This window comes from Gemmobacter caeruleus, from assembly GCF_008271655.1.
In the GTDB taxonomy this organism is placed as follows: Bacteria; Pseudomonadota; Alphaproteobacteria; order Rhodobacterales; family Rhodobacteraceae; genus Gemmobacter; species Gemmobacter caeruleus.
The window spans coordinates 255,002-269,953 of record NZ_VKKX01000022.1; the positions used below are offsets into that span (position 1 = coordinate 255,002).

The 14,952-nt window shown below is 65.3% G+C and carries 16 protein-coding genes; 13 read left to right on the top strand and 3 right to left on the bottom strand.

Going from position 1 to position 14,952, the window contains the following annotated elements; genetic code table 11:
* Window positions 1-4 precede the first annotated feature (4 nt).
* Genes FOA17_RS08195 through FOA17_RS08205 form a run of 3 tightly spaced genes read right to left on the bottom strand, consistent with a single transcriptional unit; the run spans window position 5 to window position 2,254 of the window.
* The gene (locus tag FOA17_RS08195) at window positions 5-1,327 is read right to left on the bottom strand and encodes an MATE family efflux transporter (RefSeq protein WP_149140981.1); all 1,323 of its coding nucleotides are present in this window, start codon (window positions 1,325-1,327) and stop codon (window positions 5-7) included.
* Window positions 1,317-1,826, bottom strand: coding sequence for a PaaI family thioesterase (locus tag FOA17_RS08200; protein ID WP_149140982.1), 510 nt, complete (start codon window positions 1,824-1,826; stop codon window positions 1,317-1,319). Before FOA17_RS08200 ends, FOA17_RS08195 begins: the two co-directional genes overlap by 11 nt.
* On the bottom strand, window positions 1,823-2,254 hold the full coding sequence (locus FOA17_RS08205) for a PaaI family thioesterase (RefSeq protein ID WP_149140983.1): 432 nt from the start codon (window positions 2,252-2,254) through the stop codon (window positions 1,823-1,825). Before FOA17_RS08205 ends, FOA17_RS08200 begins: the two co-directional genes overlap by 4 nt.
* A 154-nt stretch (window positions 2,255-2,408) precedes the next feature.
* Between FOA17_RS08205 and FOA17_RS08210 the strand changes: the two genes are divergently transcribed.
* The 13 genes from FOA17_RS08210 to FOA17_RS08270 all read left to right on the top strand — a co-directional run bounded on the left by FOA17_RS08210 (window position 2,409) and on the right by FOA17_RS08270 (window position 14,952).
* Window positions 2,409-2,780 (top strand): MerR family transcriptional regulator, encoded by a 372-nt coding sequence (locus FOA17_RS08210; protein ID WP_149140984.1) that lies wholly within the window; start codon window positions 2,409-2,411, stop codon window positions 2,778-2,780.
* Window positions 2,781-2,987: 207 nt separating this feature from the next.
* The gene (locus FOA17_RS08215) at window positions 2,988-3,404 is read left to right on the top strand and encodes a MerR family transcriptional regulator (protein ID WP_149140985.1); all 417 of its coding nucleotides are present in this window, start codon (window positions 2,988-2,990) and stop codon (window positions 3,402-3,404) included.
* A gap of 47 nt (window positions 3,405-3,451) precedes the next feature.
* Window positions 3,452-5,227 (top strand): acyl-CoA dehydrogenase C-terminal domain-containing protein, encoded by a 1,776-nt coding sequence (locus tag FOA17_RS08220; RefSeq protein ID WP_149140986.1) that lies wholly within the window; start codon window positions 3,452-3,454, stop codon window positions 5,225-5,227.
* A 56-nt stretch (window positions 5,228-5,283) separates the two neighbouring features.
* A complete protein-coding gene (locus FOA17_RS08225) occupies window positions 5,284-5,496 on the top strand; it encodes a hypothetical protein (RefSeq protein WP_149140987.1) in 213 nt (70 codons plus the stop codon).
* 121 nt (window positions 5,497-5,617) lie between these two features.
* The gene (locus FOA17_RS08230; protein WP_149140988.1) at window positions 5,618-6,262 is read left to right on the top strand and encodes a glutathione S-transferase family protein; all 645 of its coding nucleotides are present in this window, start codon (window positions 5,618-5,620) and stop codon (window positions 6,260-6,262) included.
* A gap of 114 nt (window positions 6,263-6,376) precedes the next feature.
* Window positions 6,377-7,588, top strand: a complete 1,212-nt coding sequence (locus tag FOA17_RS08235) for an acetyl-CoA C-acetyltransferase (protein WP_149140989.1) — start codon at window positions 6,377-6,379, stop codon at window positions 7,586-7,588.
* A gap of 43 nt (window positions 7,589-7,631) precedes the next feature.
* A complete protein-coding gene (locus FOA17_RS08240) occupies window positions 7,632-8,102 on the top strand; it encodes a cupin domain-containing protein (RefSeq protein WP_149140990.1) in 471 nt (156 codons plus the stop codon).
* On the top strand, window positions 8,102-8,572 hold the full coding sequence (locus FOA17_RS08245) for a cupin domain-containing protein (protein ID WP_149140991.1): 471 nt from the start codon (window positions 8,102-8,104) through the stop codon (window positions 8,570-8,572). The genes FOA17_RS08240 and FOA17_RS08245 overlap by 1 nt, the downstream gene beginning before the upstream one ends.
* On the top strand, window positions 8,569-10,752 hold the full coding sequence (locus FOA17_RS08250) for a 3-hydroxyacyl-CoA dehydrogenase NAD-binding domain-containing protein (RefSeq protein ID WP_149140992.1): 2,184 nt from the start codon (window positions 8,569-8,571) through the stop codon (window positions 10,750-10,752). The genes FOA17_RS08245 and FOA17_RS08250 overlap by 4 nt, the downstream gene beginning before the upstream one ends.
* 109 nt (window positions 10,753-10,861) lie before the next feature.
* On the top strand, window positions 10,862-12,238 hold the full coding sequence (locus tag FOA17_RS08255) for a KAP family P-loop NTPase fold protein (protein ID WP_162528200.1): 1,377 nt from the start codon (window positions 10,862-10,864) through the stop codon (window positions 12,236-12,238).
* Between the two features lie 133 nt (window positions 12,239-12,371).
* A complete protein-coding gene (gene rpsA / locus FOA17_RS08260; RefSeq protein WP_275259815.1) occupies window positions 12,372-14,078 on the top strand; it encodes a 30S ribosomal protein S1 in 1,707 nt (568 codons plus the stop codon).
* A 196-nt stretch (window positions 14,079-14,274) separates the two neighbouring features.
* A complete protein-coding gene (ihfB, locus tag FOA17_RS08265; protein WP_149140995.1) occupies window positions 14,275-14,559 on the top strand; it encodes an integration host factor subunit beta in 285 nt (94 codons plus the stop codon).
* Window positions 14,560-14,598: 39 nt separating this feature from the next.
* On the top strand, window positions 14,599-14,952 hold the full coding sequence (locus tag FOA17_RS08270; RefSeq protein WP_149140996.1) for a LapA family protein: 354 nt from the start codon (window positions 14,599-14,601) through the stop codon (window positions 14,950-14,952).

Sequence of the window (14,952 nt, forward strand, 5' to 3'; positions counted from 1 at the left end):
CGGCTCAGCCCGGGGCGAGCCTTGCGGCAACGCCGGGCCAGGCGCGGCCCAGCGTCACGCCGCGCAGTGTATTGAGCAGCATCAGCCCAGCCCAGAGCCCGTGATTGCCAAATCCCGGCAGCAGCACCGCCAGCGACAGCGCATACAGGCCGACGCAGAGGATCATGGCATTGCGCATCTCGCGCGTGGCGGTGGCGCCGATGAAGATGCCATCCCAGATCCAGCTGGCAATGCCGATCAGGGGCGCCGCGACCAGCCACCACAGGAAATGGCGCGCCATGGCGCGCACCTCGGGCGCGGTGGTCATCAGGTCGATGATCGGGCCGCCCGCCAGCGCAAAGACCGCCGACAAGAGCGCGGCACCACCGACGCCCCATTGAAAGGCGATGCGCACCGATTGGCGCAGCCCGTCGCGCGACCGCGCGCCGACTGCCTGCCCCACCAGGGTTTCGGCGGCAAAGGCGAAACCGTCCAGCGCATAGGCGGTGATTTCCAGGAATTGCAGCAGCACCTGATTGGCGGCCAGCGTCACATCGCCCAGGCCCGCGCCAAAGAACAGAAAGGCGGTAAAGCTGCCCTGAAGCAGCACCGAGCGGATCATGATATCGCCATTCACCCCGGCCATGCGGCGCAGGGCGGGCAGGTTCAGCAGCCGGGCGCCGACGGGGCGCAACCCCTCGCGGCACAGCCAGAGGCCAAGCGCCAGCCCCGACCATTCGGCCATCAGCGTGGCCAGCGCGACACCCGGCACGCCCCAGCCCAGGCCCAGCACGAACCACAGATCCAGGCCGATATTCAGCCCGTTCATCCATAATTGCAGCACCAGCACGCCGCGCGTGCGTTCCAGCGCGATCAGCCAGCCCGTCACGGCATAGAGCGCGATGGTCGCGGGCGCCCCCCAGATGCGCAGCGCAAGGTATTGGCGGGCCAGGCCTTCCACCTCGGCCGAGGCGGGGGCGATGCGAAAGGCGGCCCAGAACAGCGCGCCTTGCGTGACGATGAAGACCAGCCCCGCCGCCAGCCCGATCAGCAGCGCCCGCAGCAGCACCGCGCTGCGTTCGGCGGTATCGCCCGCGCCATGGGCCTGCGCGGCAAGGCCCGTGGTGCCCATGCGCAAAAAGCCGAAAATCCAGTAAAAGGTCGCCAGCACCACCGCGCCCAGCCCGACCGCGCCAATGGGGGCCGCCGCACCGATCTGGCCGACCACGCCGGTATCCACCGCGCCCAGCAGCGGCACGGTGGCATTGGACAGCACGATGGGCGCGGCGATGCGGAACACCCGGCCATGCGTCACCGGCCCCGCGCCGGACGCGGCCTCAGCCGTCACGATCGGGCATCAGGAAATGGCCGGTCGCCTGCGCGAAAAGCCGGCTGCGATTGTCCTGCCAGGCCTCGACATGGACGCTGGCATAGCGCCGGCCGGAACGGTTGACCCGCGCCCGCGCATAGGAATCGCGCGGCAGGCCCGAGCGCAGGTAATCGACGGTAAAGTCGATGGTCTTGGGCAGGCGCGGAAAGGGCTGGTCGCCGGCAGTCGGGTCGATGCGCCCGGCCTCCATCTCCTCCCACAGCATCGACCAGCTCAGTTCGATGATCGCCGTCACCTCGAGAAAGGCGGCGATGGCGCCGCCATGCAGCGCGGGCAGCAGCGGATTGCCGATCAGCCCCTCTGCAAAGGGCATGACGGCGGTCAGCTCGTCGCCGCGCCGGTCGAACTCGATCCCGAGAAAGCCGATATAGGGCACACCATCGACCAGCCGGCGCAACATCGCGTCGCGACGGCCCTTGACCACCTGAACCGGCTCGGGCTTCGGGCGCAGGGTCATGCCTTGGCCCCCGTGCGGTCAAAGGTGAAGGCGCCGGTCGCGGCGGCGACGGGGCGGCTTTCATCCTCGTCGGTGGCGGTGACGCGCACGAAGGCCACGCTGCGGGTGACGTGATAGCATTCCGCCCGCGCCCGGATCGCCTGTCCCGGCGTCGCGGGGCGCATGTAGTCGATACGCAGGTCGATGGTGGCGGTCGTGCCCGGCGCGGCCGGGTGGCTCATCACCGCGGCGCCCGAGGCGGTGTCCATCAGCGCCGAGACGGCACCGCCATGGATCACCCCGCTGACCGGATCGCCGATGAACCGCGGGTCATAGGCCATGGCCAGCGTCGCCCGCCCCTCGCCAAAGGCCTCCAGCTCCATGCCCAGGGCGCGGGCATGGGGCAACGCCTGGATGAATTGCCGCGCGCGGCCCAGCATCTCGGTCATCTTGATCCCCTGTCTTCGCGCATACCTGTCCTCGCGCATATCTGACACCGCCGGCCGCAGGCCCGCAAGCCGGAACAGACCGGGGCCGGCAAGACAGGATATTGCGCTGCGCCCGCTCCGCCCGCTAGTCTGCGACCAGAGGAGGACCCCCGGCATGAGCGAAACCCGTCTGAGCTTCAAGGAGATGTGCGCGAAGTTCGAGGTCACGCCCCGGACCCTGCGCTATTACGAATATATCGAGCTGCTCGCCCCGGAAAAGGAAGGCCGCGCGCGGTTCTATGGCCCGCGCGAGGTGGCGCGGATGACGCTGATCCTGCGCGGCCGCCGCTTCGGCTTTTCGCTGGAGGAGCTGCGGCAATGGTTGCTGATCTATGAACAGCAGGGCACCCGCCCGCAGCTGGAGGCCTGGATCGGCCTGGCCGACCGCCAACTGGCAGAGCTGACGCGCCAGCGCGACGAGCTGGAGGTCACCATCGACGACCTCCGCGCCCTGCGCGAAACCGCGGTGAAAGAACTGAAGGGCTGAGTCGCGGGTGGGCATCCGGGGCCCTCCGTCCCCCCGTCCGGCCGCTGACGTAGGGTCAAGAAATTGCGCCACAGGCCCGAAATCTTGCCTGACATTACGTCAGCGAAAAACTGACGTGACGTTCCGTTTACGTCAACGTAACTCTCTCTGGTATCCGATGGGACGACCTCACATGTTTGACGCAGAGTAATCTGCGAGAGTTGACCCATGCCCCACCCCGTCCTGTCCGACCTGTCGGACCACCTGACGATCCGCGAGATGTGCGACGCCTTCGAGGTCACGCCGCGCACCCTGCGTTTCTATGAACAGAAGGAACTTCTGTTCCCGATCCGTCAGGGCACCAAACGCCTGTTCACCCGCCGCGACCGCGCGCGGCTGAAGCTGATCCTGCGCGGCAAGCGCTTTGGCTTCAGTCTCGAGGATATCCGGCAATTGCTCGACATGTATGACCGCGACCCGGGCCAGCAAGAGGCGCAGCTCAAGCGCACCTATGAACTGGCGCAGGACCGGCTGCGCGCCATGGAGGCGCAGCGCGACGAGCTGGACGAGGCGATCACCGACCTCAAGGCCCAGATGGCCTGGGGTCAGGACATGATGGCCACCCTGCGCAAGGGCCGGGCCTGAACCCATTCGCGGGCCGACCGGCCCGTTCAAGACCCAGGGAGAGAATGATGACCCGCTATACCGCCCCCGTGAAGGACATGCAGTTCCTGTTGCAGGACGTGCTGAAGGTGACCGAAACCGGCATTCCCGGCTACGAGGATCTGGATGCCGGCTTCACCTCGGCGGTGCTGGAGGAGGCGGGCAAGGTCGCGTCCGAAGTGCTGGCGCCGCTGAATGCCGTGGGCGACGCGCAAGGCTGCGTGCTGGAAAACGGCGTGGTGCGGACGCCCGAAGGGTTCAAGGCGGCCTTCGAAGCGATGAAGGAAGGCGGCTGGACCGCGCTCGATTGCGACCCCGATTATGGCGGCCAGGGCCTGCCCTATCTGATGGGCACCGCCGTGGGCGAAATCTTCGTCTCGGCCAACATGGCCTTCAACATGTATCAGGGCCTGACCCATGGCGCCTATTCGGCGATCCATGCCCATGGCACCGATGACCAGAAGGCCACCTATCTGCCCAAAATGGTGTCCTGCGACTGGACCGGCACGATGAACCTGACCGAGCCGCATTGCGGCACCGATCTGGGCCTGCTGCGCACCAAGGCGGAACCGCAGGCCGATGGCAGCTATCGCATCACCGGGCAAAAGATCTTCATCTCTGCCGGCGATCACGACATGGCCGAGAACATCATCCATCTGGTGCTGGCCAAGGCGCCGGGCGGCGGCGAGGGCACCAAGGGCATCTCGCTGTTCATCGTGCCGAAATTCATGGTGAAGGCGGATGGCAGCCTGGGCGAGCGCAACGCGGTCTCGGTCGGCAAGATCGAGGAAAAGATGGGCATCCACGGCAATGCGACCTGCGTGCTGAACTATGACGGCGCGACCGGCTTCCTGCTGGGCGAGTTGCACAAGGGCATGCGCGCCATGTTCACCATGATGAACGAGGCGCGGCTGGGCGTGGGCCTGCAAGGCTATGCCGTGGCCGAGGCCGCCTATCAGAACGCGCTGGATTACGCGAAGGACCGCCTGCAAGGGCGCGACGTGACCGGGGTCAAGAACCCGACCGGCGCCGCCGACCCGCTGATCGTGCATCCCGATATCCGCCGCAACCTGATGGACCAGAAATCCTTTGTGGAAGGCGCCCGCGCCCTGACCTTCTGGGGCGCCTCGCTGATCGACCGCCACCACCGGCAGGGCGATGCGGCGGCGGACGGGCTGATTGGCCTGCTGACCCCGGTCATCAAGGGCTTCCAGACCGACAAGGGCTTTGAAATGGCGGTGCAGGCCCAGCAAATCTATGGCGGGCATGGCTATATCGAGGAACAGGGCATGTCGCAATTCGTGCGCGATGCCCGGATCGCGATGATCTATGAAGGAGCGAACGGGGTGCAGGCGCTGGATCTGGTGGGGCGCAAGCTGGCCGCCGATGGCGGTAAGCATGTGATGGCGTTTTTCGAGATGGTGAAGGCCGAATGCAAGGCGCATGACGGCGATGCCCGCATGGCGCCCTTTACCGACGCGCTGAAGGCGGCCTCGAAACAGATGCAGGCGGCGGGCATGTTCTTCATGCAGAACGGGATGAAGAACCCCAATGCGGCGCTGGCCGGGTCTTATGACTTCATGCATCTGATGGGCCATGTCTGCCTCGGCCTGATGTGGACCCGCATGGCAAAGGCGTCTTTCGCCGCCCTCGACGCGGGCAGCGACGATCCCGCCTTCCATGAAACCAAGATCGCGACGGGCCGCTATTACATGGCCCGCCAGCTTCCGGCCTGCGCCACCCATCTGGCGCGGATCGAAAGCGGCGCCGATCCGGTGATGGCCCTGGCGGCCGAAGCGTTCTAATCTGGACGGGGGCGATCTTTCGTCGAAAGATCGCCCAAGCCCAACCGGAGACGCCCATGCCCCGCCGCTTTCGCCTGACCCGCCGCTTTCCCGTCGCCATGACCGAGGATGGCTATCGCCGCCTGCGGGCCTTTGCGCAGGAGGCCGGGCTTGACGAGGGCGAGGCACTGTCCTTCCTGTTCGAGAACTGGACCAGCGTGATCGACCATGACACGCTGACCCACCGGCTGCGCCTGTTCAACGCCGAGCTTGAATCGCGCAAGCGCTGATCCATCACCCGCCCTGACGCGCCGCATCACGAAACGTCATTTCCGCTTTTGCCCCTTGTGCAAATACTCTGCGGGGGTGCGGGGGCGCAAAGCCCCCGCTTCCGATGGCAGGGGGCTTGGAATGACCGCGACACTCTATTGCTTTGGCGAATCCGGCCACAGCTACAAGGCCGCGCTGGCATTGACGCTGACCGGCTGCGACTGGGCGCCGCGCTTTGTCGATTTCTTCAACGGCGAGACGCGCAGCCCCGCCTTTCGAGCGCTGAACCCGATGGGGGAATGCCCGGTTCTGGTGGATGGCGACGAAGTGCTGACCCAGTCGGGCAATATCCTCTATCACATCGCCGCCCGCACCGGCCTTCTGGTGGGCGAGACCCCGGCCGAGCAGAAAGAGGTCTGGCGTTGGGTTCTGTGGGACAATCACAAACTGTCGTCACAGGCCGGAACCTGCCGGTTCCTGATGAATTTCCTGCCCCCCGAAAAGCGCCCGCAAGAGGTGATCGCCTTCACCCAGGGGCGGCTGCGCGCGGCCTATGGCGTGCTGAACGACCAGCTTGCGACACGCGACTGGGTGGCGGGCACCCGGCGGATCAGCGCGGCCGACCTGTCCTGCTGCGGCTATCTCTATTACCCCGAGCCCTTTGGCTTTGACCGCCGCGACTGGCCGCATATCGACCGCTGGCTGGGCCGGATCTCTGCCCTGCCCGGCTGGAAGGCACCCTATGACCTGATGCCCGGCAATCCCGCCGCCCGCGTTGCGGATTGACGCGACGTGACGACCACGTCAACCTTGTCGCGACGTGACGGCATTTACACATCGCTGTCTCGGGCCTGCTAGGCTGCTGCCAATTCGACTGGCGAAATCGACGGGGAGGACGCGATGACCGACGCCTTTATCTATGATGCAATCCGCAGCCCGCGCGGCAAGGGCCGCCCGGACGGCGCGCTGCATGAGGTGACATCGGTCGCGCTTTCGGCCCAGATGCTGAACGCGATCCGGGGCCGCAACGGGCTTGAGGGCCACGCGGTCGAGGATGTGATCTGGGGCAACGTGACCCAGGTCGGCGAACAGGGGGGCTGCCTCGCGCGCTCGGCCGTGCTGGCCTCGGAACTCGACCAGTCGATCCCCGGCCTGGCCATCAACCGCTTTTGCGCCTCGGGCATGGAGGCGGTGAACCTTGCCGCCAATCAGGTGAAGGGCGGCGCGGGCGCGGCCTATATCGCCGGCGGGGTGGAGATGATGGGCCGTGTCGCCATGGGCAGCGACGGTGCCGCCATCGCGGTCGATCCGGCGCTTGCGATGAAGACCTATTTCGTGCCGCAGGGCATTTCGGCCGATATCATCGCCACCGAATATGGCTTTAGCCGCGATCAGGCCGATGCGCTGGCGGTGGAAAGCCAGCGCCGCGCCGCCGCCGCCTGGGCCGATAACCGTTTCGCGCGCTCCATCGTGCCGGTGACCGATCGCAATGGGCTGACCATTCTCGACCGCGACGAATACATGCGCCCCGGCACCGACATGCAGTCGCTCGGCGCGCTGAAGGCCAGCTTCAAGGACATGGGCGAGGTCATGCCGGGCTTCGACAAGATCGCCCTGATGAAATACCCGCATCTGGAGCGGATCGAGCATATCCACCATGCCGGCAATTCCTCGGGCATCGTCGATGGTTCCGCCGCCGTGCTGATCGGGAACGCGGATTTCGGCAAGGCCCACGGTTTGAAGCCGCGCGCCCGCATCCGCGCCACGGCCAAGATCGGCACCGATCCGACGATCATGCTGACCGGCCCGGTGCCGGTGACCGAAAAGATCCTGAAGGACAGCGGCATGTCCATTTCGGACATCGACCTGTTCGAGGTGAACGAGGCTTTTGCCAGCGTCGTGCTGCGCTTCATGCAGGCTTTCGATGTGGATCCGGCCAAGGTGAACCCCAATGGCGGCTCCATCGCCATGGGGCACCCGCTGGGCGCGACCGGCGCGATCATCATCGGCACCCTGCTGGACGAGCTGGAACGCAGCGGCAAATCCACCGGGCTTGCCACGCTCTGCATCGCCAGCGGCATGGGCGCGGCCACGATCATCGAGCGGGTCTGACGCCGCCGCCATCCCCCGCCACGCAGCACGAAGGAGACCAAGGATGCCCAAGCTCGACCTTTCCCAACTGCCGCTCAAAACCGGCTCCATCTACCCCGAGCCCTATGCCGCGATGATGCAGGGGCGTTCCAGCCTGCGGCTGGGTCAGGCCGGCGGGTTGACGCAGTTTGGCGTCAATCTGGTGGTGCTGGAACCCGGCGCGCTGTCCTCGTTGCGGCATTGGCACCTGCATGAGGATGAGTTCGTCATGGTGACCGAGGGCGAATGCGTGCTGGTCGAGGATGGGGGCGAAACCGTGATGCGCCCGGGCGATTGCGCGGCCTTTCCGGCCAATACGCCCAACGGGCATCATTTCATCAACCGCAGCGACGCGGTGACGCGGTTTCTGGTCGTGGGCACCAAGGCTCCACGCGAAGTCGCGACCTATTCCGATGTCGATCTGCGGGTGGAAATGGCGGACGGACAGGCTCGCTTCACCTACAAGGACGGCAGCGACTGGAACGGGCCGCGCTGATGCCGAAGGTCGATCTGCCCCCCTTCGTGACGGAGGACGACTCGATCCATCCGGTTCTGGGCGGCGGGATCGGCCCCTATCGCTATCAACTGATCTCTGATCCGGGCGGGCTTTCGCAGTTCGGCGCCTTCATCGAGGAACTGCCGCCCGGATCGACCTCTGGCCGCCGCCATTGGCACGAAAGCGAGGATGAGATGATCCTGATGCTGTCGGGCGAGGCGGTGCTGGTCGAGGAGGACGAAACCCCGCTGCTTCCGGGCGATGCCGCCTGCTGGCCCGCCGGCATGCCGGTCGGCCACCGGATCGACAACCGGAGCGACCGGCCTGTGCGCTATCTGGTGATCGGCACCCGCCACGCGCAGGACATCATCCATTACACCGATCACGACCTGATCACGATCAAGGACGGCCCGCACCGGCGCTATTTGCGCCGCGATGGCACGGACCATCCGCAAGGGAGGACTGAATGACCGATTTCACCTATGCTGTTGACGCCGATGGCGTGGCGACGATCACCTGGGATGTGCCGTCGAAAAGCATGAATGTCATGTCGATGGAGGGCTTTGCCGAGCTGAACGCCCATATCGACACCGCGCTGGCCGATCCGGCGGTCAAGGGGGTGATCGTCACCTCGGGCAAGAAGGATTTCGCGGGCGGCATGGATCTGAACGTGATCGCCAGGATGCGCGCAGGCGGCGCGCAGGCGATCTTTGACGGCGTGATGCAGATGCATACGGTGCTGCGCAAGATCGAACGCGCCGGGATGGATCCGAAGACGCTGAAGGGGGGCAAGCCGATCGTCGCCGCCCTGCCCGGCACCGCGCTTGGCATCGGGCTGGAACTGCCGCTGTCGTGCCACCGCATCATCGCGGCCGACAATCCCAAGGCCAAGATCGGCCTGCCGGAAATCATGGTCGGCATCTTCCCCGGCGCGGGTGGCACCACGCGGCTGGTGCGCAAGATGGGCGCCATGATGGCCGCCCCCTTCCTGCTGGAGGGCAAGCTGAGCGACCCGCAAAAGGCCAGGGCCGCCGGCATCGTGGATGAGGTCGTGGCGCCCGAGGCGCTGCTGGCCCGGGCGAAGGAATGGGTTCTGTCGGCCAAGGAGGCCGATCTGGTCAAACCCTGGGATGCCAAGGGCTACAAGATGCCCGGCGGCACGCCCTATAGCGCCGGCGGCTTCATGACCTTTGTCGGCGCCTCGGCCATGGTGCTGGGCAAGACGCAAGGTGTCTATCCCGCCGCCAAGGCACTGCTGAGCGCGGTTTATGAAGGCGCGCTGGTGCCCTTTGATACCGCGTTGAAGATCGAGGCGCGGCAGTTCACCTCGGTCCTGATGAACCCCTCGGCCAGCGCGATGATCCGCAGCCTGTTCATCAACAAGGAGGCGCTGGAAAAAGGCGCGAACCGCCCGGCGCTGCCCGATCAGACGGTGCGCAAGCTGGGCGTGATCGGCGCCGGGATGATGGGCGCCGGCATCGCCTATGTCAGCGCCAATGCCGGGATCGAGGTCGTGCTGATCGACGCGACGCAGGAATCGGCCGATCGCGGCCGCGCGCATTCGGAAACTCTGCTCGACAAGGGCATGAAGCGCGGCAAGGTCACGGCCGAGAAAAAGGCCGAGGTGCTGGCCCGCATCACCGCCACCACCGATTACGCCACCCTGTCCGGTTGTGATCTGATCGTGGAGGCGGTGTTCGAAGACCCGAAGGTCAAGGCCGAGGTGACGGCAAGGGTCGAGGCCGCCGTCGGCCCCGACTGCATCTTTGCCACCAATACCTCGACCCTGCCGATCAGCGGACTGGCCAAGGCCAGCGCACGGCCGGAACAGTTCATCGGCATCCACTTCTTCTCGCCGGTGGACAAGATGATGCTGGTCGAAATCATCAAGGGCAAGGCGACGGGCGACCGCGCCGTTGCCAAGGCACTGGATTTCGTGCGCCAGATCCGCAAGACGCCGATCGTGGTGAATGACGCGCGGTTCTTCTACGCCAATCGCTGCATCATCCCCTATATCAACGAAGGCATCCGCATGGTGGCCGAAGGGGTGGAACCCGCGCTGATCGAGAATGCCGCAAAGCTGGTCGGCATGCCGCTGGGGCCGCTGCAACTGGTGGATGAGACCTCGATTGATCTGGGCGTCAAGATCGCCAAGGCGACCAGGGCCGCCATGGGCGACGCCTATCCTGATGGCGCGGTGGATGAGGTGATCTTCCGCATGGCCGATCTGGGGCGGATGGGGCGCAAGGCCAATGCGGGTTTCTACGCCTATGACGACAAGGGCAACCGGCTGGGCCTGTGGGACGGGCTGGCGGCGGAATGGCCGGTGGCCGAGGCGCAGCCCGATCTGGTCACGGTGCAGCACCGCCTGCTGATGGCGCAGGTGCTGGAGGCCGTGCGCGCGCTGCAAGAAGGCGTGCTGACCGATATCCGCGAAGGCGATGTCGGCGCCATTCTGGGCTGGGGCTTCGCGCCCTGGTCGGGCGGGCCGTTCGGCTGGCTCGACATTCTGGGGCAGGCCCGCGCGGTGGAAATCTGCGACGACCTGACCGCCCGTTTCGGGCCGCGCTTCACCCCGCCGCAGATGCTGCGCGACATGGCGGCCAAGGGCGCGGTCTTCTACCCCGTGGCCCAGTCGAAGGCCGCCTGAGCCAAAGAACACCCGCTGAAAGCCCCGCCGCGTGCGGGGCTTTTTTCTGGCCCCTTTCCAATCGCCGGGAACTCTGCTGCACTGCCCGCACAACCCTTGCGAGCAGATGATGACCGACACATCCTGGACCGATGACCGCCTTGGCTTTGCCGAAACCGGCGCGACCTTCACCAACCTGATCCAGTCGATCACCGACAGCCGGGTCATCTCGGTCGAGGCGGGGTTCGGCCATGGCAAGACCTTTTTTCGCCGCGCATGGGCCGCCGATCTGCGCGCCGCGGGCGAGGTGGTGATTGAAATCGACGCCCAGCAATCCGACCATTCCGGCGAGCCGGTGGTGACCTTTCTGGGCGCGCTGCTGGCCGAAAAGGCGCCGGGCGGGAAATCCGTCCTGACGACGCTCGGGGAAAAGGGCTTGAAGCTGGCGGGCGTCGCTGGCCGCAGCGTCGCCCGCGCGGTCTTGCGCAATGGCGCCGAGGAAATCATCGCGGCGGCGGGCGATTTTCTGGCGCCCCATGTCGAGGGTCAAAAGGCCCTGAAGGAAAGCCTGGAGGAGATCGAGGCCGGCCTTTCGACCTATGCGGGGCAGTTGATCGCCACGCAACTGGCGGCGGAACGCGCGCGCCAGACTGAGCTGCCGGCCCAGATCCGGGGCATTCGGGATGCGCTGACCGAGGGCAAGGCGCAAAAGCGCGTCGTCGTGCTGATCGACGAGCTGGACCGCTGCCGCCCCGATTATGCCATCGCCCTGCTGGAGGCGATGAAGCTGGTGTTCAATCAGGACGGCTTTGTTTTCGTGCTGATGGTGAACAAGGAATATCTGGAAAGCATCGCCGATCATCGCTTTGGCACCGCCAGCACCGGCGAAAGCTATCTGGAGAAATTCGTGGACCTGCGGCTGAAACTGGGCGCTGCGCCCGAGGCGGTGGCAGAGGCGACGCGGGAATTGGTGGCGCGCATCGACCTTGCCATACCCTTTGGCGAGGCCCCGGAATTTTCCGTCACCGCCGCCGCCGATCTGGCCGCACGGATCGCGCCGCAAAGCGGCTTGTCCTTCCGCCAGATCAAGCGCGTGATCGCCCGCGTGGACCTCGCCGCGCGCTGCTACCGGCAGCAACCGATCGACCTGCCGCTATTGGTGTATCTGGCGTTTGCAGAGGTAGCCAATAGAACCGAAGAAGACCGCAAGGATTTCAGAGATCTGGTGCCAAGCGCTCCCCTCACAAGGGATGAGCTTGCGCGCCGACTGCGCTTTGACCCCGCGCAAAACTTCTCGACGCAGGGCGAAATACTCGCATTGCACCAAAAGCGCCTCGCCCCGCTGACGAATTCGTTCTTTGAACTTGCCCGATACGACCTGCCCGACAGCGATCCGGGGTCGGAGGCAGAGGAGCAGGATAATGGCATTGCCAGAGAAGCGCTCCGAGGCGTGGTTCCCGACCATCAGGCCATGCTCGACGCCGTGCATCGCATCCAGGCCGACTAGCCCTTTCCCTTGCCCTTTGCCCGCGTTGCCGCTATAGCCGCCGCATCCCGGACCGACTCTGCCTGCTTTTGCGGGCCTGTCGTCTTTTGGGGCCACCAAAGACCGGCGGAGCCAACCGCATGGCCAGAAAACCATGACAAAGGACCAACTGCATATGTGCGCTAAAGCATCCATGGACGAATTCGAAGCCCTTCTGAAGGAAAGCTTCGAGATTGACACCCCCGAAGAGGGCACGGTTGTCAAAGGCAAGGTCATCGCCATCGAGGCGGGCCAGGCCATCATCGACGTCGGCTACAAGATGGAAGGCCGCGTTGACCTGAAAGAATTCGCGAACCCCGGCGAAGCCCCCTCGATCAATGTGGGCGACGAAGTCGAGGTCTATCTGGACCGCGTCGAGAACGCCCGTGGCGAAGCCGTCATCAGCCGTGACAAGGCCCGCCGCGAAGAAGCGTGGGACCGTCTGGAAAAAGCATACGCCAACGAGACCCGCGTCGAAGGCGCGATCTTCGGCCGCGTCAAGGGTGGCTTCACCGTCGATCTGGGCGGCGCCGTGGCCTTCCTGCCCGGTAGCCAAGTCGATGTGCGCCCCGTGCGCGACGCCGGCCCGCTCATGGGTATCAAGCAGCCCTTCCAGATCCTGAAAATGGACCGTCGCCGCGGCAATATCGTCGTGTCGCGCCGCGCCATCCTGGAAGAAAGCCGCGCCGAACAGCGCGCCGAAGTCATCTCCAACCTGTCCGAAGGGCAGACCGTGGATGGCGTGGTCAAGAACATCACCGAATACGGTGCCTTCGTTGACCTGGGCGGCGTGGACGGCCTGCTGCACGTCACCGACATGGCCTGGCGCCGCGTCAACCACCCGTCGGAGATCCTGTCGATCGGCGAGACCGTCAAGGTCCAGGTCATCAAGATCAACAAGGACACCCACCGCATCAGCCTGGGCATGAAGCAGCTCCAGTCCGATCCGTGGGATGCGGTGGAACGCGCCTATCCGCTGGGTTCGGTCCACAAGGGCCGCGTGACCAACATCACCGATTACGGCGCCTTCGTGGAGCTGGAAGCCGGCGTCGAAGGTCTGGTCCACGTTTCGGAAATGTCCTGGACCAAGAAGAACGTGCATCCCGGCAAGATCGTCTCGACCTCGCAAGAGGTGGATGTCATGGTGCTGGAAATCGACAGCGCCAAGCGCCGCGTGTCGCTGGGCCTCAAGCAGACCCAACGCAACCCGTGGGAAGTCTTTGCCGAAACCCACCCGGTCGGCACCGCGATCGAGGGCGAAGTCAAGAACATCACCGAATTCGGTCTGTTCGTCGGCCTGGAAAACGACATCGACGGCATGGTTCACCTGTCGGACCTGTCCTGGGATCAGCGCGGCGAAGACGCCATCCAGAACTACCGCAAGGGCGACGTGGTCAAGGCCGCCGTCACCGAAGTGGACACCGAGAAGGAGCGCATCTCGCTCTCCATCAAGGCTCTGGGCGACGACACCTTCACCGAAGCGGTTGACGGCGTGAAACGTGGCGGGGTCATCACCTGCACCGTGACCGCCATCGAAGACGGCGGCATCGAAGTCGAATACAACGGCATGAAGGCCTTCATCCGTCGTTCGGATCTGGCCCGCGACCGTCAGGACCAGCGCCCCGAGCGCTTCCAGATCGGCGACAAGATCGACGCCCGCGTGACCAACGTGGATTCGAAAACCCGCCGCCTGGGCCTGTCGATCAAGGCCAAGGAAATCGCGGAAGAGAAGGAAGCCGTGGAACAATACGGCTCGTCCGATTCGGGCGCTTCGCTGGGCGACATCCTCGGCGCGGCCCTCAAAGGCTCGGATCGCGGCTGATTTCAGCCCCTCGATTGTTGACGCAGGCCCCGTCTTTTTGCGGGGCCTGTGCCTTTTGGGGCGGATTTTTGCCACGCAGCCCCGCCAAGTGACGGCGATTGCAGGGTTTTTCTTTTGTGCAACGGAAATTCTTGTCTATAGTTATCGGTAACAAGAACGTGGGCGGCTGCCACTTGCCCCGGGGGGGATAGACCGGATGATCCGTTCGGAACTCATTCAAAAGATCGCGGATGCCAATCCGCATCTCACGCAACGCCATGTCGAGCGGATCGTGAACACCGTCTTCGAGGAAATCATCGAGGCGCTCTCGCGCGGGGATCGGGTGGAACTGCGCGGCTTCGGCGCCTTTTCCGTCAAACAGCGCGATGCCCGCACCGGGCGGAACCCGCGCACCGGCGAAGCGGTTGACGTGGAAGACAAGAAGGTGCCTTTCTTCAAGACCGGCAAGCTGCTGCGCGACCGGCTGAACGGCAAGGCCTGATCCGCCACGCCAGCACGACAGAGGAGGGCCGCTTCGCCCATGTTTCGATATTTGCGCTACCTGGTCCTGCTGCTGATTGCCCTCTGCCTGCTGACCCTCGCCTTTGCCAACCGCGCGCCCGTCACCGTCAAGGCCCTGCCCGACGACATCGCCGCGCTGGCCGCGCTGCAATGGCAGATCGAGGTGCCGCTCTTTGTGGTGATCTTTGGCGGCGTAGCCTTCGGCCTGCTGATCGGCTTTGTCTGGGAATGGCTGCGCGAACATCGCTACCGCTCTACCGCCTCGGCCAAATCGCGCGAGGCGGCGCGGCTGCAACGCGAACTGGCCGCGATGCGCGATGCCAAGGGCGCGCCGCAGGATGACGTTCTGGCGCTGCTGGAAAAGAAGGCCTGA

Excerpts from the sequence above, each read along its gene's own strand:
- FOA17_RS08250 (WP_149140992.1), top strand. The coding sequence starts at position 8,569 with ATGACCGATTTCACCTATGCTGTTGACGCCGATGGCGTGGCGACGATC.
- FOA17_RS08200 (WP_149140982.1), bottom strand. The coding sequence starts at position 1,826 with ATGACCCTGCGCCCGAAGCCCGAGCCGGTTCAGGTGGTCAAGGGCCGT.
- FOA17_RS08225 (WP_149140987.1), top strand. The coding sequence starts at position 5,284 with ATGCCCCGCCGCTTTCGCCTGACCCGCCGCTTTCCCGTCGCCATGACC.
- FOA17_RS08230 (WP_149140988.1), top strand. The coding sequence starts at position 5,618 with ATGACCGCGACACTCTATTGCTTTGGCGAATCCGGCCACAGCTACAAG.
- FOA17_RS08240 (WP_149140990.1), top strand. The coding sequence starts at position 7,632 with ATGCCCAAGCTCGACCTTTCCCAACTGCCGCTCAAAACCGGCTCCATC.
- rpsA (WP_275259815.1), top strand. The coding sequence starts at position 12,372 with ATGACAAAGGACCAACTGCATATGTGCGCTAAAGCATCCATGGACGAA.
- FOA17_RS08245 (WP_149140991.1), top strand. The coding sequence starts at position 8,102 with ATGCCGAAGGTCGATCTGCCCCCCTTCGTGACGGAGGACGACTCGATC.
- FOA17_RS08205 (WP_149140983.1), bottom strand. The coding sequence starts at position 2,254 with ATGACCGAGATGCTGGGCCGCGCGCGGCAATTCATCCAGGCGTTGCCC.
- FOA17_RS08255 (WP_162528200.1), top strand. The coding sequence starts at position 10,862 with ATGACCGACACATCCTGGACCGATGACCGCCTTGGCTTTGCCGAAACC.
- FOA17_RS08235 (WP_149140989.1), top strand. The coding sequence starts at position 6,377 with ATGACCGACGCCTTTATCTATGATGCAATCCGCAGCCCGCGCGGCAAG.
- FOA17_RS08270 (WP_149140996.1), top strand. The coding sequence starts at position 14,599 with ATGTTTCGATATTTGCGCTACCTGGTCCTGCTGCTGATTGCCCTCTGC.
- FOA17_RS08220 (WP_149140986.1), top strand. The coding sequence starts at position 3,452 with ATGACCCGCTATACCGCCCCCGTGAAGGACATGCAGTTCCTGTTGCAG.
- ihfB (WP_149140995.1), top strand. The coding sequence starts at position 14,275 with ATGATCCGTTCGGAACTCATTCAAAAGATCGCGGATGCCAATCCGCAT.
- FOA17_RS08210 (WP_149140984.1), top strand. The coding sequence starts at position 2,409 with ATGAGCGAAACCCGTCTGAGCTTCAAGGAGATGTGCGCGAAGTTCGAG.
- FOA17_RS08215 (WP_149140985.1), top strand. The coding sequence starts at position 2,988 with ATGCCCCACCCCGTCCTGTCCGACCTGTCGGACCACCTGACGATCCGC.